The 24,724-nt window shown below is 68.7% G+C and carries 21 protein-coding genes; 7 read left to right on the top strand and 14 right to left on the bottom strand.

All coding sequences use genetic code 11. The annotated features are described in order from the left end of the window. Positions 1-66: 66 nt before the first annotated feature. From fcl to G472_RS0110545, 8 genes are all read right to left on the bottom strand, one after another. Positions 67-1,050 (bottom strand): GDP-L-fucose synthase, encoded by a 984-nt coding sequence (gene fcl / locus G472_RS32455; protein WP_035691837.1) that lies wholly within the window; start codon positions 1,048-1,050, stop codon positions 67-69. After that, a complete protein-coding gene (gmd, locus tag G472_RS0110575; protein ID WP_029008370.1) occupies positions 1,034-2,101 on the bottom strand; it encodes a GDP-mannose 4,6-dehydratase in 1,068 nt (355 codons plus the stop codon). Before gmd ends, fcl begins: the two co-directional genes overlap by 17 nt. A gap of 53 nt (positions 2,102-2,154) precedes the next feature. Further along, entirely contained in the window at positions 2,155-2,994 is an 840-nt protein-coding gene (locus G472_RS0110570; RefSeq protein ID WP_029008369.1) for a hypothetical protein, read from the bottom strand. A gap of 37 nt (positions 2,995-3,031) precedes the next feature. After that, positions 3,032-4,330 carry a nucleotide sugar dehydrogenase gene (locus G472_RS0110565; protein ID WP_245593449.1) on the bottom strand — a complete coding sequence of 433 codons (1,299 nt, stop codon included), beginning with the start codon at positions 4,328-4,330 and terminating at the stop codon, positions 3,032-3,034. A 274-nt stretch (positions 4,331-4,604) separates the two neighbouring features. Then, the gene (locus G472_RS0110560) at positions 4,605-5,609 is read right to left on the bottom strand and encodes an NAD-dependent epimerase/dehydratase family protein (protein ID WP_029008367.1); all 1,005 of its coding nucleotides are present in this window, start codon (positions 5,607-5,609) and stop codon (positions 4,605-4,607) included. 45 nt (positions 5,610-5,654) lie between these two features. Further along, positions 5,655-6,269 (bottom strand): SIS domain-containing protein, encoded by a 615-nt coding sequence (locus tag G472_RS32450; RefSeq protein ID WP_051340663.1) that lies wholly within the window; start codon positions 6,267-6,269, stop codon positions 5,655-5,657. Between the two features lie 51 nt (positions 6,270-6,320). Beyond that, a complete protein-coding gene (locus G472_RS0110550; protein WP_084536565.1) occupies positions 6,321-7,916 on the bottom strand; it encodes a PfkB family carbohydrate kinase in 1,596 nt (531 codons plus the stop codon). 38 nt (positions 7,917-7,954) lie between these two features. Next, complete coding sequence (locus G472_RS0110545) at positions 7,955-8,953, bottom strand: SDR family oxidoreductase (RefSeq protein ID WP_029008365.1); 999 nt, start codon at positions 8,951-8,953, stop codon at positions 7,955-7,957. A gap of 372 nt (positions 8,954-9,325) precedes the next feature. Here G472_RS0110545 and G472_RS0110540 point away from each other — a divergent pair, with 372 nt between their 5' ends. From G472_RS0110540 to G472_RS0110515, 6 genes are all read left to right on the top strand, one after another. Continuing rightward, complete coding sequence (locus tag G472_RS0110540) at positions 9,326-10,516, top strand: TIGR00180 family glycosyltransferase (protein ID WP_029008364.1); 1,191 nt, start codon at positions 9,326-9,328, stop codon at positions 10,514-10,516. Between the two features lie 44 nt (positions 10,517-10,560). Continuing rightward, on the top strand, positions 10,561-11,490 hold the full coding sequence (locus G472_RS39460; protein ID WP_029008363.1) for a glycosyltransferase family 2 protein: 930 nt from the start codon (positions 10,561-10,563) through the stop codon (positions 11,488-11,490). Between the two features lie 64 nt (positions 11,491-11,554). Beyond that, a complete protein-coding gene (locus tag G472_RS0110530) occupies positions 11,555-12,481 on the top strand; it encodes an NAD-dependent epimerase/dehydratase family protein (protein WP_029008362.1) in 927 nt (308 codons plus the stop codon). Between the two features lie 11 nt (positions 12,482-12,492). Then, the gene (locus tag G472_RS0110525; RefSeq protein WP_029008361.1) at positions 12,493-13,260 is read left to right on the top strand and encodes a cephalosporin hydroxylase family protein; all 768 of its coding nucleotides are present in this window, start codon (positions 12,493-12,495) and stop codon (positions 13,258-13,260) included. Between the two features lie 10 nt (positions 13,261-13,270). Continuing rightward, positions 13,271-13,552: a hypothetical protein gene (locus G472_RS0110520; protein ID WP_029008360.1), complete on the top strand. Its 282-nt coding sequence runs from the start codon at positions 13,271-13,273 to the stop codon at positions 13,550-13,552. Beyond that, entirely contained in the window at positions 13,549-14,193 is a 645-nt protein-coding gene (locus tag G472_RS0110515; RefSeq protein WP_029008359.1) for a hypothetical protein, read from the top strand. Before G472_RS0110520 ends, G472_RS0110515 begins: the two co-directional genes overlap by 4 nt. Positions 14,194-14,283: 90 nt before the next feature. Here the strand turns inward: G472_RS0110515 and G472_RS0110510 are convergent, their stop codons facing one another. The 6 genes from G472_RS0110510 to G472_RS0110485 form a co-directional block, all read right to left on the bottom strand. After that, positions 14,284-15,549 (bottom strand): class I SAM-dependent methyltransferase, encoded by a 1,266-nt coding sequence (locus G472_RS0110510; protein ID WP_029008358.1) that lies wholly within the window; start codon positions 15,547-15,549, stop codon positions 14,284-14,286. After that, positions 15,539-16,615, bottom strand: a complete 1,077-nt coding sequence (rfbG, locus tag G472_RS0110505; protein ID WP_035691963.1) for a CDP-glucose 4,6-dehydratase — start codon at positions 16,613-16,615, stop codon at positions 15,539-15,541. The genes G472_RS0110510 and rfbG overlap by 11 nt, the downstream gene beginning before the upstream one ends. A gap of 5 nt (positions 16,616-16,620) precedes the next feature. Continuing rightward, a complete protein-coding gene (rfbF, locus tag G472_RS0110500) occupies positions 16,621-17,415 on the bottom strand; it encodes a glucose-1-phosphate cytidylyltransferase (protein ID WP_029008356.1) in 795 nt (264 codons plus the stop codon). A 30-nt stretch (positions 17,416-17,445) separates the two neighbouring features. Beyond that, positions 17,446-20,598: a glycosyltransferase gene (locus G472_RS0110495; RefSeq protein WP_029008355.1), complete on the bottom strand. Its 3,153-nt coding sequence runs from the start codon at positions 20,596-20,598 to the stop codon at positions 17,446-17,448. A gap of 115 nt (positions 20,599-20,713) precedes the next feature. Next, positions 20,714-21,940: a P-loop NTPase family protein gene (locus G472_RS37040; protein ID WP_051340662.1), complete on the bottom strand. Its 1,227-nt coding sequence runs from the start codon at positions 21,938-21,940 to the stop codon at positions 20,714-20,716. Between the two features lie 98 nt (positions 21,941-22,038). Next, the gene (locus G472_RS0110485; RefSeq protein WP_084536563.1) at positions 22,039-23,181 is read right to left on the bottom strand and encodes a class I SAM-dependent methyltransferase; all 1,143 of its coding nucleotides are present in this window, start codon (positions 23,179-23,181) and stop codon (positions 22,039-22,041) included. Between the two features lie 188 nt (positions 23,182-23,369). On the opposite strand from G472_RS0110485, the gene G472_RS0110480 reads away from it, so the two are divergent. Beyond that, positions 23,370-24,650, top strand: a complete 1,281-nt coding sequence (locus G472_RS0110480) for a TIGR00180 family glycosyltransferase (RefSeq protein ID WP_084536562.1) — start codon at positions 23,370-23,372, stop codon at positions 24,648-24,650. Positions 24,651-24,724: the final 74 nt, after the last annotated feature.

The raw sequence follows: 24,724 nt of genomic DNA, 5'->3' as shown, positions 1-24,724 counted from the left end.
CGGCCGGCGACCCGCGAATCCGCTTATGTGATCCCGCCGCGGCGCCGATGCAACGCCGGTGGCGCCTCAGCCCGCCGTCACGTCGCGAAAGCGGCCGCCGCCGGCGAGGAAATCGGCGTAGGCCAGCGCCAGCCCGTCCCGCAGCGGCGTGCGCGCCCGCCAGCCGAGGGCGGCCAGGCGCGACACGTCCAGCCGCTTGCGCGGCGCGCCGTCGGGACGGCCGGTGTCATAGACGATGCGGCCGCGGTAGCCCACCACCTCCGCCACCGTTTCGGCGAAGGCACCGATGGCGATCTCCTCGCCGGTGCCGACGTTCAGGAACGCCTCGCCGGAATGGTGGCGCAGCACGAACGCGCAGGCGTCCGCCAGATCGTCCACGTACAGGAACTCCCGCAGGGGACGGCCGGTTCCCCACACCGTCACCTCCGCCGCGCCGGCCGTCTTCGCCTCGTGGAAGCGCCGGATCAGGGCCGCCGGCACATGGCTGTCGGTGGGGTGATAATTGTCGCCGGGGCCGTAGAGGTTGGTCGGCATGACCGCGACGAAGTCCCGCCCGTACTGGCGCCGGTAGGCCTGGCACAGCTTGATGCCGGCGATCTTGGCGATGGCGTACCACTCGTTGGTCGGTTCCAGCGGGCCGGTCAGCAGCGCGTCCTCGGTCATGGGCTGCGGCGCCAGACGCGGATAGATGCACGACGACCCGAGGAACAGCAGCTTGCCCACGTCCGCCAGATGGGCGCCGTGGATGATGTTGGTCTCGATGGCCAGATTGTCGCGCAGGAAATCGACGGGATAGGTGGCGTTGGCGTGGATGCCGCCGACCTTGGCGGCGGCCACCACCACCACGTCGGGCCGGTGCCGGTCCAGCCACGCCTCCACGTCCGCCTGGCGGGTCAGGTCCAGGTCGCGCCGCTCCGCGGTGAGGACCGCCGCCCCGTCCGCCTCCAGCCGGCGAACGATGGCCGAGCCCACCATCCCCCGGTGGCCGGCCACCCACACCCGCCGCCCCGTCAGGACGAACGGCTCCGCCGCATCAGTCGCTGTCGCCATAGCGTCTGGCCTCCCGTTTCATCAGGTCGAGGTCGGCGTCCACCATCTCGTGCACCAGGTCGTGGAAGGTGGTCCGGTGGTGCCAGCCCAGCCGCGTGCGCGCCTTCGTCGCGTCGCCCAGCAGCAGGTCCACTTCGGCGGGGCGGAAATAGCGCGGGTCGATCTCGACGAGAACCGCCCCGCTCGCCCCGTCGACTCCCTTCTCCGCCGTGCCGGTGCCGGTCCACACCAGGGTGCGACCGGTCCGGGCGAAGGCCAGTTCCACGAACTCCCGCACCGAATGGGTTTCGCCGGTGGCGAGGACGTAGTCGTCGGGCGCGTCCTGCTGCATCATCAGCCACATGCCCTCGACATAGTCGCGCGCGTGGCCCCAGTCGCGCCGGGCGTCCAGATTGCCGATGTAGAGCTTTTCCTGCCGGCCCAGGTGGATGTTGGCGACGGCGCGGGTGATCTTGCGCGTCACGAACGTCTCGCCGCGGATCGGGCTCTCATGGTTGAACAGGATGCCGTTGGAGGCGTGGAAGCCGTACGCCTCGCGGTAGTTCACCGTGATCCAGTAGGCGTACATCTTGGCCACGGCGTAGGGCGAGCGCGGGTGGAAGGGCGTCCGCTCCGTCTGCGGCACCTCCTGCGCCTTGCCGAACAGTTCGGAGGTGGACGCCTGATAGAACCGCACCCGGTCCTGCATCTTAAGGATGCGGATGGCCTCCAGCAGCCGCAGCGTGCCCAGGCCGTCGGCGTTGGCGGTGTACTCCGGCGTCTCGAAGCTGACCTGGACGTGGCTCTGCGCCGCCAGATTGTAGATCTCGTCCGGCTGTATGTCCTGCACCAGCCGGATCAGGTTGGTGGCATCGGTCAGATCACCGTAATGGAGGGTGAACCGCACCTCCGGCTCATGCCGGTCCTTGTAGAGATGGTCGACGCGTTCGGTGTTGAAGGACGAGGCGCGCCGCTTGACGCCGTGGACGTCGTAGCCGCGGGCCAGCAGGAATTCCGCCAGGTAGGCGCCGTCCTGACCGGTTACACCGGTGATCAATGCAATCTTGCTCACACGTGGCCTTCCCGGCTGGAACTGTGGGTTATCGTCTTCGGCACGCCCGCCGATCAGGACACCAGGGTGAGAGCGGGCAGCGCCCCCCGACCGGGTTCGGCGCCGCCCCCCGGAGCAGCGGGAATCGCCTGCGCCGGGTTGAGAACGCTGCCGAGCAGGGCGTCCATCGTTTCCGCCCAGGCGCGCACCGCCTTGATCGTGCGCACCGCGGTGGCCGGCGCCAGGCCGGCCGACGCCAGCAGATCCTTCGGCCTGGCGTTGCAGATGGTGTCGAAACGCATACCATAGGCCGCCAGAACCGGGTAACCCTCCGCCGCCAGAACCGGCATCGTCAGCATCGGCACGCCGCGCTGCCCGGCCAGCGCCACCAGGTCCACGAACGCCGGGTGGCGTCGCAAAGGACCGACCTCCCCGTCCTTGTCGCAGGACAACAGGACGACACGGGCGCGCGGCATCACCTCGGATGCGGTCTCGACGATGCGCCGGGCCGCGATGAGCGCCTCGCGATCCGCGGTCACCGGGACCAGGACGACCACGGACGCGGTGTCGACCAGTTCCCCAAGGGAACTTGCCTGCGCCCACGCCGCGAAGTAGCCCCAGACCTGGGCCCCGAAATCGGCGACCAGCGGCCGCCGGACACTCATCCACTTGATCATCGGGTCCCAGAACTCGGCCAGTCGCCCGGGTGTGGCGATCTGGGTTTCCCAATCCGGGGCGATCGAAAAGCTCTGCACGACACCCTTGTCGAAGAAGCGGCCCAGCTTGGGCTGCCGGTCGTATTCGACCGCCCTGACCTCGCCGAAAGTCTTGCCCGCGTACAGAACGCACATCTGGGCCAGGGTGCTCTTGCCGACACCACCCTTGTCGTTGGCAATGATGAGTCTGACCGTCATGATCTGCTCCCCTGCTGTCCCGGACGCCCCGATGAGATTAGGCTTTGACGACCCGCGAGCGGTCCGCCACACGGGCGGTTGCGTTGCGGGTGTCGACGACGAGGCGGCTGTGCGCCACCAGCGCCCCGTAGTCGATGCAGTCGTGGTCGGTGGAGATCAACGCCGCGTCGAAACCGCCGATCACCGCCGGATCCCAGTCGATCGACCGCCGTCCGGCCAGGTGCGGGTGCTCGCGCGTGGCCGGGATTTCCGGGGCGTAGGGATCGTAGTAGGCGACGGCGGCGCCCCGCTCCTCCAGAAGCTCGATCAGCTTGTAGGACGGGCTTTCCCGTGTGTCGTCGACGTTCTTCTTGTAGGCCAGGCCGATCACCAGAATGCGCGCACCGTTCAGGCCGCGCCCGAAGCGTTCGTCCAGGGCACGGGCCAGACGGTCGACGACCAGGCGCGGCATGGCCGTGTTGATCTCGCCCGCCAATTCGATGAACCGCGTGGTGATTTCGAACTCGCGCGCCTTCCAGGTCAGGTAGAACGGGTCGATCGGGATGCAGTGGCCGCCCAGCCCGGGACCGGGGTAGAAGGGCATGAAGCCGAAGGGCTTGGACCTGGCCGCCTCGATGACCTCCCAGATGTCGATCCCCATGGCGCCGTAGATCACCTTCAGCTCGTTCACCAGAGCGATGTTGACCGAGCGGAAGATGTTTTCGGTCAGTTTGACCGCCTCGGCGGTCTCGGTGGACGATACCGCCACCGTTCCCACCACCACCTGGTCGTAGAGGGCCCGCGCGATGCGCAACGCGTCCGCCCCGTCGCCGCCGACCACCTTGGGAATCTGCGCGGTGGCGAAGGCGGGATTGCCGGGGTCCTCGCGCTCGGGCGAGTAGGCGAGGAAGAAATCGATACCCGACCGCAGGCCGCCGCGCTCCAGGATCGGGCGCATCTCGCCGGTGGTCGTGCCGGGATAGGTGGTGGATTCCAGGACGATGAGCTGCCCGCGACGCAGATACCGGCCGATGGTCTCGGTCGTGTCCACGACATAGCTGATGTCGGGCTCACGATGCCGGGTCAGGGGCGTAGGGACGCAGATGACGATGGCGTCGACCTCGGCGAGGCGGGCGAACTCCGCGGTGGCGGCCAACCGACCTCCGGCCACCAGCCCGGCTATGGCGTCGCTCGGAATGTGACGGATGTAAGAACGCCCCTCGTTGAGCTGCGCCACCTTTGCGGGGTCCACATCGAAGCCGAGAACCCGAAAGCCCTTATCCGCCATGGTGAAGGCGAGCGGCAGCCCGACATACCCCATGCCGATGACGCCGATGACGGCCTGCCGCTCGGTCATCCGTCGAACAATGGCATCAACGTCGGGCGGTCCACCCGCCGGCCCGGATACCGTGCTCCCCATCATCCCGGTCCCCAGATTGCTGCAACCCCGATCGCGCACCATGGCTGCGAAAGGCCTCCGCCATCCTTAGCGCGGTTGCACATGGCCTGAAAGGGGAAATACACGGCGTTCGGCGACCGATGGAAAACCGGGCGGACCGCCGCACCCTCGGGCATCCGGGGAAAAGGGGACGGCCCCCGGGCCCGTCGCCCTCTCCCCGTCCCCCGGTGCGTCAGGTCAGGTGAACCTTCTGCATCAATTTGATGTTGAAGTAGCGTTCATCGGTCATGGAATCCGGAATCTTGCCGGCCCTGAAAGCATCGATCAGGCTGCGCACCGCTTCGCGAATGGTGCGCTTCGGCCGGAATCCAAGCTCCCTGGCGATCCGCTCCGAAGAAATGTGGTAGGACCGGTTGTCGTTCGTCGGCTCGACCACGATGCCGACCGCACCACCGGCTTCGTCACGCACCATCTCGGCGATTTCCATCACGGAGTGGTTTTCGTAACCGGCGTTGAAGGTCTTGCCGTCGATCTGCTCATCCGGCGCCGCAAGGCTGGTCAGGTACACGTCGACCATATCGAGGATGTTGATGTTCGGCCGCAGTTGACCGCCCCCGAACACGCGAATGGTGCCGTTGTTGACCGCATGGTTGGTCAGGATGTTGACCGTGAGGTCGAGGCGCAGACGCGGCGAGTAGCCACAGACCGTCGCCGGCCGGATGATCAGGGTGACGAAACCGGGCTCCCGCTCCTCCAACAGCTCCGTTTCACACAGAGCCTTGAACTTCGAGTAATCGGTCAGCGGTTCCAGAGGCAGATCCTCCGTCACATCGGCGACTTCCTTGATGCCGTAGACGGACGACGAGGAGGCGTAAATGAAGCGCTTCACGCCCGCCGCCTTGGAGGCGCGGACCAGCGGACGGAAGCAGTCGTAGTTGATCGACTTGCCGAGGCCGGGATCAAGCTCGAAGGACGGATCATTGGAGATGCACGCGAGATGGATGACCGCGTCGGCGCCGTCGAGGGCTTGCCTGACGATTTCCGGATCCCGCATGTCGCCCTTCACCTCGGTCAGGCGAGGGTTGTCGCGGACCGCGGCCAGCGGCTCGCCGCCATAAAGATACAGGTCCAGGACCGTAACCGCGTAGCCGGCATCCAGCAGCGCCGGAACCAGCATGGATCCGACGTAGCCGGCGCCACCCGTCACCATGACACGGTCGATCGCAGGGTTCTTCATGAACACATCTCCATCAATGATTCAGATCAGCCGTTCAGCGGCCGGTTATTCGGCGGCGGTCTCGGCGAGCGTCGGCGCCGTCGCCGTGCCCCACCCCATGGCAAGATCGAGCAACGCGTGCAGCATCGATGTATGTGCCAACTCGACGAAGCCGTATTCGAAGGATTCGATGTACACGTTGATGTCACCGGCGCGACGCAGCGGGTTGTCGGGGGCGAAGCCGCTCAGCGTCACCACCTCGCAACCGATGGCGCGCGCGGCGCAAACACCGTTGAGAATGTTGGCCGAGCGCCCGGAGCTGCTGATCGCCACCAGCACGTCGCCACGGCGTCCGTGATAATCGATCTGCTTGGCGAACACATGCTCATAGCCGTAGTCGTTGCCGAGGCATGTCAGCATTGCCCCGTCATTGAACGCCATGGAGCGAATGCCCCCGTTCTTGCTGTAGTCGACGGCATGGTGCGAACAGATCCCGGCGCTGCCACCGTTGCCGATGAACATCACCTTGTTGCCGGCCGCATGGGCGGAGCGCACGGCCGTTTCCATCCGCACGAACGCATCGGACAGGGACATGGCTGCACCGGCGGCATCCGTCACCGCCGCCTGCACCGTCAGCCGATGCAGGGTGGAGAAGTAACGGTCGATGATCTGAGGGTTCATCCCGGTTTCTTTCTCACGTCAGGGGGGCGGCCCGGCCGGCCGGAGCGGATTTTATTTCAGCATCGCCGTGATCGTCTTGACGACGCCGGCACGGTCGACCGATTTGCGGTGCCCGACGATGCCCACCTTGAGCGCGCCGACGGCGTTGCCGACGAAGCCGACGCTGTCCAGGTCCGCCCCGGTGGCCGCGAGCGGCGAGGTGACGGCCAGAAAGGCGTCACCGGCCCCCATGGTGTCGACGACGGAGCGGGTGAAAGCCGGTATCCGTCCGAGCCCGCGGTTGCGGTCGTAGGACAGGCATCCGTTCGGGCCATGGGTGATCATGAAGCGGGGGCAGTCGATCGTCCCGGCGAGGCCGTCGACGATGATCTCCTCGAGCGGCTGATGGCGCACGCCGGCCGCCATGCGCGCTTCGGGTGCGTCGATGCAGATGTAATCGGCGCGCGGATAGCGGGTGATCAGATTGAAGCCGGTGTTGGCGCTGTTGGTCTGCGCGTTGACGGCAAGGAACGGGGCCTTCCGGCACAGCAGATCGATCGTCGGCCGGTTGATCATGCCGTGGCCGAAGTCGGTCACGACGATGACGTCGTAGCTGCCGAGGCGGTCACCCAGCCAATGGTTGAGCTGACGCGCCGCATCGGAATCGAGGGGCGTGTCGTTGATGAAACAGACCTCGAACAGCTTGCGCGTATAGGCCGGGTCGACCATCCGGCATTTGCGCGTGGTCGGGGCATCGGCGCGATGGATGGCGTGCAACGTCACGTTCGACTTGAGCGACGACCGTATCAGGTCCTCACGGCTGTCATGGTCGCCCAGGACCGTGACCACGTCGACCTCGCGGCAGAAATCGGCGGCCGTGTTCGCCGCCGCGATGACGCCGCCGCAGAACACCTCGGTGTTGACGTAGCGGGTCGCGATGATGTGTTCCTTGGCCGATTTCCCCATCGGTTCGACGTACTGGTACTCGTCGAGGATGGTGTCGCCGACGAAGAGAACGCGCATGCCGGCGATGCGGTCGATCAGCCCCGTGAGCTGGTCGAGCATGCCGGATTGGCGGCGCTCCGCCAGATACTCCTGCAGATCCGGCGGGTAGATGCTGAAATGCCGGTTGAGAAGGGTCGAGGAGCTGAAGGTGATGTCGTCGGTGAAGACGAGACGGCCGCCGTGGCGTTCGACCGCCTGGCGCTCGCTGACGATGCGGCCGGTCACGTCCTGTTCGGGTCGCATGTACTCCGACCCCTTCACGTACACCGACGGCCTGAGCGCCTCGATGACGGCCTCAGCACCGGGGTTGCGCGAGATCGCAACGTAATCGACGATGCTCAGCGCGGCGAGCATTTCGGCCCGCAGTGCCTCGGTGAACACCGGGCGCCCCGGTCCCTTGTTGACGAACTGGTCGGCGCTGATGGTGACCATCAGAACGTCGCCGTTGTTCTTGGCTTCGGTGAGATGACGGACATGGCCGAGATGCAGCAGGTCAAACACCCCATGCGCCAGAACCACCTGAAAGCCGCTGGTGCGCAGCTTGTGGGCGATGTCCGCCAACTCCGCAATCGACCGGACCTTGCCGTGATTGGGCAGGTCTATCGGGGTTCCCGGGGCCTCCGCCGGCTCAGCGGCCGCCTGAAGGTGGCTGTCCGTCTGCATTCGTGTCCACCGTTTCAACGAAGTGGTCGTTAGAAATATTACCCACGCGGAGTCAGGTAACGGAACCAATCGGCCGTTGCCTGTGAAATCTTCTCCGGTGTCCAGACGGGCGCGTCCCGCCAGTATTCAATATTTTCCAGCATCCGGGCGACGCCTTCTTCGATGGAAACCCTGGGCGTCCATCCCACCTGTTCGCCGATCTTGGCGATGTCGGCGAAGGTCATGTCCGGTTCGCCGGGGCGCTTGGGAATGTGGACGACCTCACCGGCGCCGAGGAGACGGACGACCTCGTTGATCGTCACCGGCCGGCCGCTGCCGACGTTGTAGACCTCGCCCGGCCGGCCGCGCTCGGCGGCGGCGATCAGAGACTCGGCAGCATCACTGACGTACGTGAAATCGCGCGACTGCTCGCCGTCGCCAACCACCGTCAGCGGCTTGCCCGCCAGCAACTGGGCCAGGAACACGCCGAACACTGCGCCGTAAGCCCCGGTCGTGCGCGCCCGCGGACCGTAGATGTTGAAGAACCGGACGGAGACGACCGGCAGGTCATAGACCTGCGCCCAGTGCAACGCCATCTCCTCGCCCATCCATTTGGTCAGGGCGTAGGGATAGCGCGGATCGCGCGGCGACGTTTCAGGCGTGGGGTACACATCCGGAATGCCGTAACAGGACGATGATGCCACGTACACGATGCGTCCGACGCCGGCGGCTCGGGAGGCCTCCAGCATCGTGAAGGTTCCATGAACATTGGCGTGGTAATAGGCGTCGGGGCGCTGAATGGACGGCACGATGTCGGCCAGTGCGGCGAGATGGAACACCCGTTCCGCCCCCGATATGGCGCGATCCATGGTTGCCCGGTCGGCCACATCGCCTTCCACGAGACTCACCCGGTCGTTTCCCCGTAGATGCTCAAGGTTCCGCGGGTGACCACTGGCGAAGTTGTCGACGATTCGAACCGTACGCCCAAGCGCCAGCAGAGCGTCCACAAGATGGCTGCCAATGAATCCGGCACCACCGGTAACCACATCAACACCCATGCCCTTTCAGCCTCCCTTCCGATCCTGCGCCTCCGGGACCGCGCGGGCACCAGGACGACTCCATCTCATTGTTAACTAAAGACACAATGCCATCTGAAAGCGAGGCGAATACTATGTTTACAAATGAAGATTGTCTCCGGCGCAAGGCAGAAAAGCCTGCAAACAGGCGATCCCTCTCCGCGCACCACTCCCTCGACGCCAACCACGGACTTACGTTCGGCCGGTGCCTCGCTATTGCAGCATATGCTCTATGTGTTAGAAGGATAATGCTGAAAAATCCAGAGGTAATTCTTATAAACCGCAGCCGACCTGCCGGGGCGCATCGGGCAGCCGGCACGACGCGGCAACCCGGCGCCCGAGGAATCCGATGTCGTGCTGACGCTGATCGTTCCCACCTACAACCGGCCCGAACTGCTGGCACGGCTGCTGCGCCATCTCGCCGCAGAATCCATCTCCTGGCCGGTGGTGGTCATGGACTCCAGCCGTCCGGATGCGGCGGCGGCGAACCGCGCCGGGCTGACCGGCACGGGGTTGGACATCGACCACATCGTCCTGCCCGGATCGACCACGCCGTTCGACAAGTTCCGAGACGGATTCGCCCGGGTACGGACCCCCTACGCCGTACTGTGCGCGGACGATGACGTGGTGATTCCCGCCGCACTCGGTGAATGCGTGCGCTTCCTCGAGGAGCATCCGTCGTTCGCCGCCGCCCACGGCCTGTACTACACCTTCCTCGACGAACGGCGCCTGGCCGGCCCGGTCCGCCATTACGGCGACGGTTGGCACCGGGTGCCCGCCGACCGACGGTCGGTGCTGGTGCAGAACGTCTGCTGGCAATCGCCTTCACTGGCCGCGCCGGAGCCGGCGCAGCGGCTTGCCGACCTGTTCCGGCGGTACGAGGCGCTGACCTACGCCGTTATGCGCACGGAGATCGCCCGCACGGCATTCGACCTGGCGCGCCTCCCCCGCAGCGTGATGTTCCGCGAGCTGGTCAGTTCCGCCATCCCCGTGATCCACGGCAAGGTGGCCCGCCTGCCGCGTCTCTACTGCGGCCGCAGCACCGAGGTGCTGACCACCTACGAGAGCTGGCACCCCGTCGAATGGCTGTCGCGATCGCCGGAAGCGCTGGTGCGCGATGGCGCGCGGGCACGGCAGGTCCTGGGGGCGGTCCTGGCCTCCGCCACCGGGCTCGCGGCGGCGGAGGCCGCACGCACCGTCGACCTTTGCCTCCTGCGCTATCTGGCCGGCAACCTGACCCCCGGGTTGGTCGACGTGTTGCTCGACGGCGCGCTTGCCGGCCGCACGGACGACGAGGTGCGGCAGGCCGCCTGGGCGCAGGCTCACGCCGCCCCGCCGCCGCCCGCGGCGGGACTGCCGCTCCTGCCGCCGGAAGCCGGCCCGCCCGCTCCCGGCGAGCGCGTCGAGAGGGTCGTCCGCCACGGGGCCGTCCCCTTGACCATACGCCTGCAACCCGGCTTCCTGCGCGCAGGACCACCGGAGGAGGTCGTGATCGACGACGACGCCTGCGCCGAGGTCGTTCGCAGCCTCGCCGGGTGCCTGTGACGGCCGGCTTTTCCCGGCACCCATCCCATCGGTCCGGATACGCCATGCCAACCCGCTGCACCGTCACTCTGGCCATGCCCAATCACAACCACGCCCGCCACCTGCCGCAGGCGCTGGCGGGGCTGAACGGGCAGTCGCGGCCGGCCGACGCGATTCTCGTCGTCGACGACGCGTCCACCGACGACAGCGTCGCGATCCTGGAGGATGCCGCATCGCGGAACCCCCGCCTGCGCCTGCTGCGCCACGCGGAAAACCGCGGCGCGGTCGCTGCCTGCGCGACGCTGCTCGACGCCGTGCAGACCGACTGCGTCGCCTGGACGGCGGCGGACGACCAGCTCATGCCCGCCTTCCTCGAACGCTCCATGGCGGTGTTGGAACGCCACCCCGATGCCGCCATGTGCTGCTCGGAACTGGTCGTGCTCGAGGCCGACGGGACGCTGCGCAACGCCGCCCGCGACGACCCCGACCGGTTCAGCCTGCTCGGCCTGCCGGAGGTGCTGGAGGCCGGGGCTCTGCCGGCGCTGTTCCGCCGACGCTTTCTGTCGATCGCCAGCAACACCGTGGTCGTGCGCACCGAGGCCCTGCGCAGGGTTGGCGGATTCCCGGCGGCGCTGCGCTGGCATGCGGATTGGTTCGCGTTCCATGCCGTCGCCCTGCGCTTCGGCCTGTGCCCGATTCCGGAACCGCTGACCCTGTTCCGCAGCGATGCCGCCGGCTACTCCGCGGCGGGCATGGCCGACCGCCGCCGCCAGCGACTCGTCCTGCGTGCGCTCGCCGATCTATTGAAACGGCCGGAGCACCGCGACGTCCTGGACGCCGTGCGCTCCGCCCCCGGGCTGCTCAGCACATTCGGTCGCAGCCCCCTGGACGCCCTGTGGACCGTACCGCGGCACTGGGACATTGCGGTGCCGTACGCCCGATGGCTGGCCCGGCGCGGTCGAACGCCGATGGTCGCCCTTGACGCCCCAAGATGACGAGTGGCTTATAACTTCCGACAGTCTTTGCCACCACCGCCGCCAGCCAGGGAGACAATGCGAGATGACGGGCAGAGTCCTGGTGACCGGTGCCAGCGGCTTTCTCGGGCGTCACTGCGTGTCCCGGCTGGTGCAGGACGGATTCGATGTCCACGCCGTGGCCCGCACACCGGCGGAGGGTGTGGCGGACTGCCGCTGGCACGCTGCGAATCTGCTCGACACCGGTGCGGTGCGCGACCTGGTTGCCCGGGTGGCGCCGACCCATGTCCTGCATCTCGCCTGGATCGCCACGCCGGGAGTCTTCTGGACAAGCCCGCAGAACCTCGACTGGCTGGCGGCCGGCACGGTGCTTGCGCAGGCGTTCGGCGCAGCCGGCGGAAAGCGGTTCGTCGGGGTGGGCAGCTGCGCCGAATACGACTGGTCCTGCGGCCTGTGCCGGGAATCGGCAACGCCCCTGCACCCGGCGACCCCCTACGGCGCCGCCAAGGTGGCCATGTCGGCCGCGCTCGACGCCGCCGCGGCCCTGTACGGATTCGAACGCGCCTGGGTGCGCCTGTTCTTTCCCTATGGCCCGGACGAACCGGACGGCAAGCTGATTCCCGGCGTCATCGACGCGCTGCTCGCCGGCCGGCCGGCCGAGGTCTCGCACGGCCGGCAGATCCGTGATTTCGTCTACGTCGATGATGCCGCCGACGCCCTCGCCGCGCTGGTGCGCGGCACCGCCACCGGCGCCTTCAATCTCGCATCCGGAGACCCTGTCCGCCTGCGCGACGTGGTCGGCACCGTCGCCGCGCAGCTCGGCGGCGAACACCTCGTCCGCTACGGCCATCGCCAGCCGCAGAAGGGCGAGCCGACGCTGCTGTGCGCGGACATCAGCCGCCTGTGCGAGGCCACCGGCTGGCGGCCGACGGTCACCCTGCCGGACGGCATCGCCCGCACCATCGATCATCGGCGCCGCCGCGCCCGCCCCACCCCCGCCGCAGCCCCTTAGGATTCCCATACATGCGCCTGACCATCGACACCGATGCCAAGATCCTGACCGTCGACGAGGCCGGCGAGCGCCGCGACGTCGACCTCTACGGCCAGGAAGCCTTCGACCTGCTGGCACTCCAGTGGCTGAAGACGAGCTGGAACCGCAAGTATTCGTACACCTTCAGCTGGATGGGCCGTCCCATCATCCAGCACCCCGACGACATGGCACGGGTCCAGGAGGTCATCTACGCGCTCAAGCCCGATGTCATCATCGAAACCGGTGTGGCGCACGGCGGCTCCCTGGTCTTCTCCGCCAGCATCCTCAAGCTGATCGGCAAGGGACGCGTCGTCGGCGTCGACATCGAGATCCGCCCCCACAACCGCAAGGCCATCGAGGCGCACGAGCTGGCGCCGATGATCACCCTGATCGAAGGCGACTCCGTGGCACCGCAGGTGGTGGCGCAGGCAACCGCGGGCATCGGGCCCGACGATACGGTCCTGGTCTTCCTCGATTCCAACCACAGCTACGCCCACGTCCTGGCGGAGCTGGAGGCCTATCACCACATCGTCACCCCCGGCTCGTACATCGTCGCCACCGACGGTCTGATGCGGGACCTGTGGGACGTGCCGCGTGGCGACCCCTCCTGGCGGCATGACAATCCCGCGGCCGCAGCCGAGGCGTTCGCCGCCCGCCATCCCGATTTCGTCATCGAAACGCCCCCCTGGCCCTTCAACGAGAGCCCGCTGGACCAGCCGGTCACCGCGTGGCCGAACGCCTGGCTCAAGCGCCTGCGCTGAGCGGCCGGTCATGGCAGCCACGCCCGGCGAAAGCCTCCGCGGCTGGGTGGAACGGATGCGCCGCCGGGCGAGCGCATCCGGGCGCACCGCCGCGCCGCCGCCCCCGCCGGCGGCCGCGCCCCATACCGACGCCTTGCGCCGGCTTGCCTGCGAAGCGTTGGCCGGACGGATCGCGGCCGAGGAAGCGCTGGAGGCCCTGCAACTCGATCACGACCGGGCGCTCGACCGCATCGCCCGCCTTGAGGAGCGGCTGGCGAGGGCGGATGTCCAACCACCGGATAATCCGATATGATCGTGGACCGCCCCCGCCCCCGGGCCACCGGTCATTTCGGCGGCCTGTTCGGCGAACGCCTGGCCGGCTGGGCCTTCGATCCGGCACAGCCGGACCAACGGGTCGTGGTCGATCTGCTGGTCGACGGCCGCCCTCTGTGTTCGATCACGGCCGACCGGTTCCGGCCCGACCTGGCCGAAAACGGGATCGGCGACGGCGCCCACAGCTTCGAGACCGACCTGCCGGTGGACCGGATCGACGGCGCCGAACACGAGATCGCCGCATTCGTCCGCGGCTGCGACACGCCCCTGCCGGGAAGCCTTCAACGCGTGCGGTTCGATCGATCACTCCGGTACCGCGGGTCCCTGGATGTGGTCCGCGACGGCGTCGCCCACGGCTGGGCCCTGGACCGGCGGTCCGTTGACGACAAGGTCGTCGTGGCGCTTTACGCCGACGGCGACGAGGTGGCCCGCGGCTACGCCCGGCACTTCCGCATGGACCTGAACCGCAATCGCATCGGCTATGGCTTCCATGGCTTCGCCATTCCGTTGCCGGCGGCACTGCTGGATGGGCAGGCCCGCACGCTGGGTGCGTTCGTTGCCGGAACCGACATCCTGATCGGCGGGCGCACCCTTGCCCTGCGTGGTGCCAACGCTCCGTAGACAGCGTCGTCGCGGCCGACACCGCAAACCCGGCATCACGCCGGCGGCATCAGATCGGTGCCGCCGGCATGCCCCGTCGAGCAATGCAGGTCATTGATCCGCCGGGTCGATGACCGCGACATCGGGGATGGGCACGATGAAACGCCCTCCCCATTGCGCGATGCCGGCCATCTGCGCGACGATCTCGTCCTTGAGGTTCCAGGGCAGAATCAGCACATAGTCCGGCCGGGCCTCGGCGATCGCCTCGGGTGCAAGAATGGGAATAGCGGTGCCCGGCAGATAGAGACCCTGCTTCTGCGGGCTGCGATCGACCGTGAAATCGATGAAGTCCCGGCCGATTCCGCAATAGTTCAGAAGGGTGTTGCCCTTGGCCGGAGCGCCGTAGCCGGCGATGCGCGCTCCCGCGTCCTTCAGCGCAATCAGTTCCGACAGCAGTCGCCGCTTCGTCCGGCGGACCTCTTCGGCGAACCCGTCATAGGGCGCGGAGGTGTCCAATCCGGCGGACCGTTCCTGCACCCGCACGGCGCGCAGGGATGCCGATGCCTCCGGCACCGCTCCGGCATGGCCGGCGAACAGGCGCAGCGACCCGCCATGGGTGGCAAGTTCCTCCACGTCGAAGGCCGCCAGCCCGTGGCGGGCCAGCAGGTTCTCCACCGCAAGCAGCGACAGGTAGGAATAGTGTTCGTGATAGATGGTGTCGAACTGCCGGCCAGCGATGAGGCGCAGCAGGTGGGGAAACTCGAAGGTGACGACGCCGGACGGCTTCAGCAGGATGGCGAAGCCGGCCAGGAAGTCGTTGGGATCGGGGACGTGCGCCAGAACGTTGTTGGCGGCCATCAGGTCGGCGGCAAGGCCGTCGGCCACCATGTCGCGGGCGGTTTCGGCGCCGAAAAACCGCACGACGCTGCGAATGCCGTGGTTGCGCTCGGCCGCCGCCGCGACGTTGGCGCACGGCTCCACGCCGAAGACCGGGACACCGCGCGCCTTGAAGTACCGCAGCAGGTAACCGTCGTTGCTTGCCACTTCGACGACCAGGTTCTCCGACCCGATGCCGAACCGCTCGACCATCGCCTGCGTATAGGCTTCGGCGTGGCGCAGCCAACTGGTCGAATAGGAGGAAAAATAGGCGTAGTCGTCGGTGAACAGATGCTCCGGCGCCCGGAAATCGCGGAGCTGGACCAGATGGCAGGAATCGCAAACATAGGCGTGGAGCGGAAAGAACGGCTCCGGTTCGGTCAGCTCTCCGGCACGGCGGAAGGCATTGGACACCGGCGTCGAACCGAGATCGGCAAAGCTGCGCGTCAGTGGCGCGCCGCAGGCGCGGCAGGCCGGCGGGGGGGATGCGTTACTGATCATCCATGAACTCCTCGATTTGCCGCCGGGTGACGGCGCGCATGTCCTCACCGCGATGCCGGGCGCGATACCACTCGACGGTACGGGCCAGCGCGGTATCCAGCGTCCAGCGCGGGCGCCAGCCCAGCTCGCCGTGGGCCAGGGTGCTGTCCAGCATCAGCAGCCGGGCCTCGTACGGTCGGGCACCGTCCTCCGGCTCCCAGCGCGCTCCGTCACCCCAGTGCAGCGCCAGACGGTCGGCCACCCACGACACCGGCCGCGCGTCCTCGGTCCGCGGCCCGAAGTTCCATCCCTTCGCGAAGGCGTTCGCCGCATCGGCGTCGGCAGCGATCAGCCGTTCGGCGATCGTGAGGCAGCCGGCGGCCATCTCCAGAACGTGCTGCCAGGGACGCACCGCCATGGGGTTGCGCAGGACCAGCGGACGGCCGCCGGTGAAGGCGCGGATGGCGTCGGGCACCAGCCGGTCCTCCGCCCAGTCACCGCCGCCGATGACATTGCCGGCGCGCACGGTGGCCACCGGCAGCCGGCGCGCCGACTCGAAATAGCTCTTCCGGTAGGCGTCCACCGCCATCTCGCAGCAGGCCTTGCTGACGCCGTAGGGTTCCCGTCCGCCCAGAGCGTCGGTTTCGCGGTAGGGCCACGCCCATTCCCGGTTGTCATAGACCTTATCCGTCGTCACCACGACGGCGGCCTGCACCGCCGGGCAGAGGCGGATCGCCTCCAGCAGGTGAACCGTGCCCATCACGTTGGTGGCGAACGTGTCCACCGGTTCGGCGAAGGCGCGCCGCACCAGCGGCTGGGCGGCCAGGTGCAGCACCACGTCGGGTTCGGCCGCGGCCAGCGCCGACGCCAGGGCCGCCCCGTCGCGGATGTCGCCGAAGCCGCCGTCCACCAGGCCGGCAACACCGGTGAGGTCGTGCAGATTAGGCTCGCCGGGCGGCGCCAGCGCATAGCCCGCCACGTGCGCCCCCATGCCGACCAGCAGGTGAACCAGCCAGCCGCCGACGAAGCCACTGTGGCCGGTGAGAAAGACACGCCGGCCACGCCACAGGTCCGGGTTGATCGTCATCCCGGTCACCACAGCCGCCAGGGGGCGCTGCCGCTTGCCCACAGCTCGTTGAGAAGCTGCATCTCGCGGTAGGTGTCCATGCACTGCCAGAAGCCGTGATGGCGGTAGACGGACAGTTCGCCGCGTTCGGCAAGCCGCTCCAGCACGCCGTCCTCCAGCGCCGGGTTCGCCGCCGGGTCGACGTCGGCGAACGCCTCCTTCTCGAAGACGAAGAAACCGCCGTTGATCCAGCCGTCGTCCACCTGCGGCTTCTCACGGAAGCTGTGGACGATGTCGCCGCTGAGGCCAAGCTCGCCGAACCGCGAGGACGGATGAACGGCGGTCACCGTCGCCATGCGTCCCATGCGGCGGTGGTGGGCGATCAGCGCGTCGACGTCGACGTCGGCGACGCCGTCGCCGTAGGTGGCCAGGAACGTGTTGCCCCGCACGTGGCGCAGGGCCCGGACGATGCGCCGGCCGGTCATGCTTTCCGCGCCGGTTTCCGCCAGCACGACACGCCAGTCCAGCTGTTCGTCGTGGGGCTCCAGGTTGACGATGTTGTTGGCGCCGAGGTCGATCACCAGGTCATGGCAACGGCGGTTGTAGTTCAGGAAGAAGTCCCGGATCGAATCGCCTTTGTAGCCGAGGCACAGGACGAAACTGCGGACGCCGAAATGGCGGTAATGCCGCATGATGTGCCACAGGATGGGCCGGCCGCCGATGTCCACCATCGGCTTCGGCCGGAACTCCGTCTCCTCACGAAGGCGGGTGCCAAGGCCACCGCAGAGGATGACGGCTTCGAACTCGGTGGATGCGGTCATGGCGGTTCCTCTCGACCGGTGGGTTGACGATCAGGCGGCATGCCGGGGCGGTCCGGCGGCGGCAGCCGCAACCCCGTCGACAAACCGTTCGAAATCCGGCAGACGGCGTTCCCGGGGAAGGCCGTAGCCCTGGGTGATGCGTTCGTGGTCGTAGACGCGGGCCAGCACATCGGCATGCCGGGGCTCGCCGACGGCGGCGATCAGGTCGGCGGCGGCGGCGGGCGGGATCGGTTCGCCGGCCACCCGGCAGCGAATCGCGGTGCGCAGCGCGGCCGTGCCGGGCAGGTTGCCTTCTCCGGCGATGATCCGTCGCAGCGGCAGCGGCAGGGGAGTCCGGCCCGGCGCATCCGGCGCCCAGGCGTCCTCCACCATGCGGGCGATGAACGGTTCGAAGGGCGGCAGCGCCGGCGCGCCGCTCCGTGCGGCCACCGCGGCGCGATGGGCGTACATCGCCTCCAGCGCATCGGCACGCTCCGGAACCTCCAGGCTCCGGATGATGGCATCCACATGCCTGCGGTCCGCCGGCCGGTCGGCAAGCCAGCGGTCGATCTGTTCGTCAAGGAGGTGCGGCACCCACGACGTTTCGCCGGTCGATGCCGGCCTGGCGGCGGCGTGCAGGCGTTGCCGGTCCGGAACCACCGGCGCGATCGCGATGTCGACGAACGGTTCGAAACCGGGCAAGGACACGTTACGCCACCAGTCGCTGCCGGGAGCGCGCAGAAGATCATGCACCGCCCGGCAGGCATCGGCGGCCTGCGGATCGGGCAGGGCCGCACACAGGGCCCGTGCCGCTTCCGGAGCGTCGATGCCCGCGGCGAACGCGGACAGAGCCTGCCGGTAGGGCACAAGGACGGGATGCCATGCGGGAAGGGGACCGGCCGGTTCCGCCGCCGCCGGCGTGTCAGCGGGCCCCGCCGGGGCGGGCGGCGCGCCGGAAACCAGGGTGGCGGCGAGGGCCGCGAAGGCGGTGGCAGCCCGCTCCCGGTCCAGGCGCCGGCAAGCCCAGTGCAGACCGGCGTCCGCCACGCGCCGGCACCGCACCGGGTTGTGCAGCAGGTCGAGCATGCGTCCGGCAAAAGCGGCCGGATCGTCGGTCCCGGCGATGTCCGGCGGCGGGTCGGCCGCCGCAAAGGCCCCCGGCGTTGCCACCACGGGGCGGCCATACGCCAGGGCCCGCAGCAGCGCGGGCGCCACCGCCACACCGCCGGCACACGGCACCACGACCAGGCGGGCCGCAGCGTAGAGGCGCTCGGGCCGAGACGGCCGCGCGATGCACAGGACACGGTCATCGGCCGGACCGGGCGCTTCCGCCACGTTGACCAGCACGACGCTCAGAGCCCGGCCGCCGAGGTGCCCGGCCACCACGCTCTCCAGGAACCAGCGCAGTCCCGCCGGTGTGCCCGCCGCGCCGTCGTTGACCGCCAGCACCAGCGGACCGCACGGGTCCCCCTCGCCGGTCCAGCCGCAGTCCCGCAGCAGCGTGCCGAGATCCGCGCCGTCGGCCAGGAGGTCCCAGCCCGCCGGCGCCGGAGGGTCGACGGGCGGAAGGGCCAGGAACGGCACTTCGACGATCTTCTGCCTCAGGAAGGCGCCGTGTTCGGGTTCGGTCACCAGCACTGCGGCGCTGGCGCGCAACCGTCCGGCGTCGCGGTCGATGAACGTGCGGTATGCCGCCGCATCACCGTGCACCGCCGGATCATAGCGGTGGAACGCCCCGGCCTCGACGACCCGCGCGCGATCGGCAAGCCCGAGACGGCCGAGCAACGCGCCGGCATCCGCATCGTCCGTCAGCACCAGGCGGATGTCCGCCGCCGCCAGTTCCGCCGCCATGCCGCGCGGCCATCCGGCTCCGGTGATCCCGAACCGGATGCGGCGCTTGGCCGCGTCGTCTCCCACCCGCCAGCAGGCAGCGAAGGGGAAGGCGTCGGCAATCGCGTCGACCGGAGCGTCGTCCGCCCCGACGAAGACGCCGTACAGCCGCCAGCCGCCCCGTGCCAGCAACGCGATGCGCTGGCGCAGCGGTGCGGCGCCGAGAGGATCGAGGGAGGCCGTGCGCCCGACCACCAGCGCCGCCGGGGCCGCCCCGCCGTCGAGCCGCGGCGCACGGTCCTGCAGCAGATGGCGCAGCGCCTCCTGCGGATCGTGGGCCCGCCGCCAGCCGGGGGCGTTCGCCCGGGCGGCCGCGGTCAGTTCCGGCAACCGGCCGAGGGCCCGGCGGACCGCATCGGCGAAACGGTCCGCCCGATCGGCCCGCACGGCCCCGTCGCCGGCGCGGTCGGCCATCCAGGTCCCGGCGGCCAGCACCATCGGCTTGCCGAGCGCCGCCGCCTCGATGAACGGCGCCGGCGCCGTGCGCCGGGCGGCCTGCGGCGGGTCGGGCAGCAGCAGCAGGTCGGCCTCGGCCAGATGGGTGTAGCGCCACAATGGGCTCGGCCGTCCGGTCAGCACGGTCACACGATTGCGCGGATAGGCCAGGAGGCGGTCCAGGGCGGCGCGCACCTCCGGGGCGGGGACCGGCGGAAGCTCGGCAAGGATGGTCAGCACCGCCCGACCGGCGTCGATGACGCTGAGCCATAAGGCATCGACCAGATCGGGCAGAAGCGTGAAACCGCCCTTTGCGTCCGCGCTTCCCGCGAACAGCAGCCGCACCGGTCCGGGCCCCGGCCCGCCGGCGTCGGGAAACGGCAGGTGGCGCAGCGGCAAAGGCCGCGGGCAGACCGCGACGGGCAAGCCGGCGAAGGATCGCCACCGTTCCGCCAGGGCATCGGTGTCGGCGTGGAACAGAATGCGCCCTCCCGCCAGGCCGCGCAGGCAGCCCAGTGCCGAAGTCCACCGCGCCTGCTCGCCGCACGGGAAGGAGTCGGGATCAGCCGATTGGATCAGGCGGACGGTCGGACGTCGCCCGGCCGGCGTGGCCGCGGTGCGATGCAGAAGGCGGGCCAGGCCGGCCGCGTCGAGACCGCGGGGGAACACCAGGTCGTCCTGCGGTCCGGCAGGGAGAACGGTCGCGTCCGACCGGGGCATCACCCGCAGGGGGCCGTCGGTCCCGGCCCGGCAGGCGGCATGGGCGAGCACCACCGCGGGAATGCCCGCCGCGGCCGCGGCATGGCCGAACAGGACGGACGGCGCGGGTTCATCCGCAGATCGCAGGTCCGGATCGACAAGGAGCACGCGCTGCATCATCGTCCCCACATCGCTGCCCCGCTTGCCGGCAACGGGTGTTCCTTTGCCGTCCCGGCAGCGTGTGCGGACGCGAAGCACACGGGACACGCCGGAACCGTCGCCATTTTCAAACCCGTCAGGGCGCGCGCAACGGTGCCGAGCGGCCCTCGCGCCGTCCGAGCTGTATGAAATGGACGAAACCGGAGGCGATGTGACCGTCGTGCACGGCGGCGGCCACGTCGGGATAGAGACGCAGGTAGGCGTCCTCGTCGAACGCCTGCAGCGTGGGAATGCCGGCGTGCGGTGCGGCGATGGCCACCGGCGCCCCGTCGGCCGCCGCGCCGGTCGGCCGCCCCTCGGCATAGCCGTGCAGAACATAGTGGGCGTAGCCATCGTCGAATTCCCCGCGGTCGACCGCCGCGGCCACGTCGGGGTTGGCACGCCGGTAGGCCGTCTCGTCGAAGCGCTCCCGGGGCAGCGGTCCCGAAGCGGCCGCCGCCGGGGCTGCCGCCGGTTGTGGTTCCGGTTCGGGGGCGGAGCCGGGTTCGGGGGCGGGTTCGGGGGCGGGTCGGGAGACCGGTTCGGCCTTCGGGACCGCGGCGGGCTCGCCGACGGCGGCATCGAGAACGGCCAGCGTCGCGGCGAACCAACCGTCCACCGCCTTGATGGTGCGTGCCACCGCCGTCATGGGCAGCCCCGTGCGCTCCGCCAGGTCGGCGGGGTCGCTGCCGGCGATGGCGTCGAAATCCATGCCGAGCGCGGCGAGCGCCGGATAGGCTTCCCGCGTCATGGTGGGCAGCACCCGCAGGGCGGCCCCGGCGTCTCGGCCCGATTGGATCAGCGCGCTGCACGCCGCAACGCCCCTGAGAAAGCCCACTTCCCCGTCCTTGTCGCAGGCCAGCAGCGCGAGGCGGACACCCGGCAACAGCCGCGGCGCGCTGTCGACGATCCGTTGCGCGCCGGCCAGCGCCTCCAGGTCGGCGGTGACGGGGACCAGCACGGTGACCGGAACCGTGGGGCACAGGCGGGCCAGCATCACATCCTCAGCCCATGATGCGAACTGGCTCCACGCCTGTGCGCCGAAATCCACGACCAGCGGCTCGGCATCCGTCAGCCAGGCGATCATCGGGTCCCAGGCCTGCACACTCTGTGCACGGGCGTCCTGCGCCATGCCGACCACGGACGGCAGCGGGACCGATACCACCCGCCCGGCACCCAGGATGCGCGGCAGCCGGCCGTTTCGATCATACTCCACGACCCGGGGCGTGTGGCCCCGGCGGGAAAGCCAGGCCACGCAGACCTGTGCCAGCGTGCTCTTCCCGACGCCACCCTTGTCATTTGCGATAATGATCTTGCAAGGCATGCTAACGAAGCGTCCTTTCGCGGATTTGATCCACACGGCACGGGAAATGCCATTCGGGATATAACGAAAGCAGCGAACCTCGTCCAGAACGGTGGTCGTCAGAGAGCGGACGGCCGGAAAAACCGAATCGGCAAGTGACCAAGTCGCCGGCCGATGGCATCGGCCACCGTCGGTGCAAGCGCCAGGAAAACGCAGGCACCGGCGGGTACCGCCTCGGGTGCCAGGACGGGGCGATCGAAGTAGGTGCCGCCCGCCCGCCCGGGATCCTCGTCGACGAAGAAGGCCACCCGATCGGCAAGCGCGCCGAACAGCCAGGTGGCCGCGATCGAGGTGCCGAACAGTCCGAACGGCTGATCCTGCGCCGCCTTGCCGGCGTCGTTCACCAGGGTCTCCAGCCAGGCGATGCCGTCATCCGACACCGGCCGTCCCGCCCGAACCGGCACGCCGGTCGCCGGACCAGCCGCCGGTCGTGCCTGCAACGAGATCTCTTTGGCCACCCAGTCGGTGGCGACGGATTCGACCCGGAAGCCGGCACGGCCGACGAGGTGCGCGAGCGAGTCGGGGGTGAAATGGGACAGATGGTCGGCGATCATCAGGTCGAACGGGTTGAGCGCCGCGTTCGGCACCTGGATGAGCAGCAGCCCGCCGGGCGCCAGCTTGCCGTGGAGATCCCGCAGCACGGCCACGGGCTCCGCGAAATGCTCCAGCGCGTGCAGCATCGTGATCACGTCGAAGCCCGGCGGCACCGCATCGAGGGAGCCGGTGTAGAGACGCGCGAAACCGGGAATGGCGCGCAGGACCTCATCGTGGGTGGAATCGATCTCGAAGCCCGACAGCGACCAACCGGGCAGCCGCTCTGCGAAGGCCGAGATCATGGCGCCGTTGCCGCAGCCGATGTCGATCATCCGGCCGGCCGCGGGAAGGGCAACGCCTGCGGCAAGACGATCGACGATCACCTGGCTGCGCCGCCGCGGTCGGCCGGTGACCGCGTCGAGAACCGCCTGCTCCCGCCCGCCGGACTGATGATAGATCGCGTACTCGCGGTAGATCCGGGCCGTCTCCTCATGCCAGAGCGGTGTCGGCAGCTTCTGCACCATGGCGCAGTCGGCGCACGCCGCAAGCCGCCCGCCGGCGGGAAAGGGCCGGCAATCGGACGTCACCCGCGCCAGAGCCGCAAAGCCGGGCCGCTCCACAAGGTGCGAGGAGCCGCACACCACGCAAACACAGGACTCTGTTGTCATGGGCTCTCCTCATCCGCATCCCTCTGGCCGGCGGTGAGCGGAGCCTGAAGGAATCATCAGGGTCGCGCAAGTGCGAACGTCATATCCTCCCCGCCAAAAGTCTTGCTTGCCGTCCCATGCGTATGGATAGTGCGTCGTGTTTCGCCCCCTTCCCTTTTTCCTCCCTTTCCGCGAGCGGTTGATCCGGCATGCTGACGCTTATCATTCCGACGTACAATCGCCCGGATCTCTTGCGCCGTTTGGTTAATTATCTGGACAGATACGGTTTTGCTTACGAGGTTCTGGTGCTCGACTCGAGCAAGGAGCCCGCCCTACAGCAAAACGCGGCAACGGTGGCCGCCACCGGCTTGCGAATCCGCCATCTCTGTTACCCGTCGGAGATGCCGCCGTTCACCAAGTTTGCCGACGGCTACCGGCGGGTATCGACCGAATTCTGCGTAATGTGCGCCGACGACGACATCCTGTTTCCCGATGCGGCCGTGGAATGCGCCCGGTTCCTGGCGGCCAACCGCGATTACACGGTGGCGCACGGCTGGTACTTCAATTTTGAAGAGATCGACGGCGAATTCCGGATCACCGAGATCACCTACTCCAGCCCGTCGATCGCCGGTCCCACCCCGTTGGGCCGGGTATGGGAGATGATGCGCCGCTATGAAGCGCTGACCTACGGCGTCCACCGGACCGATGTGGTGCGCGAGGCGTTCGCCACCGCGCTGGGCGTGGACAGCATCATGGCGCGTGAACAGCTTACCGGGCTTCTCAGCGTCGTCGCCGGCAAGAGCGCACGGTTGCCGCTGTTCTACCACGGCCGCAACATCGAGCGATTCATCTCGTACGACAACTGGCATCCGCTGGAATGGCTCGCCCTGTCGCCGGAAGGCCTGGTGCGCGAGTACCTGGCCTACCGCGGCCTCCTGCTGGACGCGGTGTCCCGCGTCGGCGGGGAGCCGGGGCGAACGCCGGAGGAGATGAGCCAGATCCTCGACCTCATCCACCTGCAGTACATCGCACCGTATCTGAGCGGGCCGGTGGTTCAGTTCATGGTCAGCCAGCGCCTTCAGGGCGTCAACGGGCGGGCCATGGTGGACAGCCTGTGGAGCTACTGGCGCCACCTGCACGCGCCGCCGCCGTCCGCGTCACCCCCCGCGGCCGAAGCCGCCGTCCCGACGCCGGCCGTGCCGCCGCTCCACCGACGCCTCGCCGCGGCGCTGGGCGCCGCCGGTGCCGGCTTGCGCCCGCTGTTTTCCCGGTCGCTGTGGATGCCTCCTCCCCCGCCTCCGCCTCCGCCCCCGCCACCGTCTTCAGCGACCGCAGCGGAAGATCGGTTGATCGACGCCGTGATCGCCGGCGGCGGAACGCGACGGTACCGGCTCGCCGGTGCATTCCTGTCACCGCCGCCACACATCGGTGTGACGGTGTCGGAGTCGGACATCGAAGCCGTGCAACATTATCTCAATACATACGCATGATCGCAGGCGCGGCACCCCATGGTTGGCACTGACCGGGGGTGAAGTGGGCAAAGACGACTTTTGGTGGCGATTCT

This window comes from Azospirillum halopraeferens DSM 3675 (assembly GCF_000429625.1).
In the GTDB taxonomy this organism is placed as follows: domain Bacteria; phylum Pseudomonadota; class Alphaproteobacteria; order Azospirillales; family Azospirillaceae; genus Azospirillum; species Azospirillum halopraeferens.
The sequence above is the reverse complement of the archived record's forward strand: the minus strand, read 5'-3'. Positions and strand labels throughout refer to the sequence as shown.

What these genes read in the sequence shown, in the direction of transcription:
- fcl (WP_035691837.1), bottom strand. Translation starts at nt 1,050, where the DNA reads ATGGCGACAGCGACTGATGCGGCGGAGCCGTTCGTCCTGACGGGGCGG.
- G472_RS0110570 (WP_029008369.1), bottom strand. Translation starts at nt 2,994, where the DNA reads ATGACGGTCAGACTCATCATTGCCAACGACAAGGGTGGTGTCGGCAAG.
- G472_RS0110565 (WP_245593449.1), bottom strand. Translation starts at nt 4,330, where the DNA reads ATGACCGAGCGGCAGGCCGTCATCGGCGTCATCGGCATGGGGTATGTC.
- G472_RS0110560 (WP_029008367.1), bottom strand. Translation starts at nt 5,609, where the DNA reads ATGAAGAACCCTGCGATCGACCGTGTCATGGTGACGGGTGGCGCCGGC.
- G472_RS32450 (WP_051340663.1), bottom strand. Translation starts at nt 6,269, where the DNA reads ATGAACCCTCAGATCATCGACCGTTACTTCTCCACCCTGCATCGGCTG.
- G472_RS0110550 (WP_084536565.1), bottom strand. Translation starts at nt 7,916, where the DNA reads ATGCAGACGGACAGCCACCTTCAGGCGGCCGCTGAGCCGGCGGAGGCC.
- G472_RS0110545 (WP_029008365.1), bottom strand. Translation starts at nt 8,953, where the DNA reads ATGGGTGTTGATGTGGTTACCGGTGGTGCCGGATTCATTGGCAGCCAT.
- G472_RS39460 (WP_029008363.1), top strand. Translation starts at nt 10,561, where the DNA reads ATGCCAACCCGCTGCACCGTCACTCTGGCCATGCCCAATCACAACCAC.
- G472_RS0110530 (WP_029008362.1), top strand. Translation starts at nt 11,555, where the DNA reads ATGACGGGCAGAGTCCTGGTGACCGGTGCCAGCGGCTTTCTCGGGCGT.
- G472_RS0110525 (WP_029008361.1), top strand. Translation starts at nt 12,493, where the DNA reads ATGCGCCTGACCATCGACACCGATGCCAAGATCCTGACCGTCGACGAG.
- G472_RS0110520 (WP_029008360.1), top strand. Translation starts at nt 13,271, where the DNA reads ATGGCAGCCACGCCCGGCGAAAGCCTCCGCGGCTGGGTGGAACGGATG.
- G472_RS0110515 (WP_029008359.1), top strand. Translation starts at nt 13,549, where the DNA reads ATGATCGTGGACCGCCCCCGCCCCCGGGCCACCGGTCATTTCGGCGGC.
- G472_RS0110510 (WP_029008358.1), bottom strand. Translation starts at nt 15,549, where the DNA reads ATGATCAGTAACGCATCCCCCCCGCCGGCCTGCCGCGCCTGCGGCGCG.
- rfbG (WP_035691963.1), bottom strand. Translation starts at nt 16,615, where the DNA reads ATGACGATCAACCCGGACCTGTGGCGTGGCCGGCGTGTCTTTCTCACC.
- rfbF (WP_029008356.1), bottom strand. Translation starts at nt 17,415, where the DNA reads ATGACCGCATCCACCGAGTTCGAAGCCGTCATCCTCTGCGGTGGCCTT.
- G472_RS0110495 (WP_029008355.1), bottom strand. Translation starts at nt 20,598, where the DNA reads ATGATGCAGCGCGTGCTCCTTGTCGATCCGGACCTGCGATCTGCGGAT.
- G472_RS37040 (WP_051340662.1), bottom strand. Translation starts at nt 21,940, where the DNA reads ATGCCTTGCAAGATCATTATCGCAAATGACAAGGGTGGCGTCGGGAAG.
- G472_RS0110485 (WP_084536563.1), bottom strand. Translation starts at nt 23,181, where the DNA reads ATGACAACAGAGTCCTGTGTTTGCGTGGTGTGCGGCTCCTCGCACCTT.
- G472_RS0110480 (WP_084536562.1), top strand. Translation starts at nt 23,370, where the DNA reads ATGCTGACGCTTATCATTCCGACGTACAATCGCCCGGATCTCTTGCGC.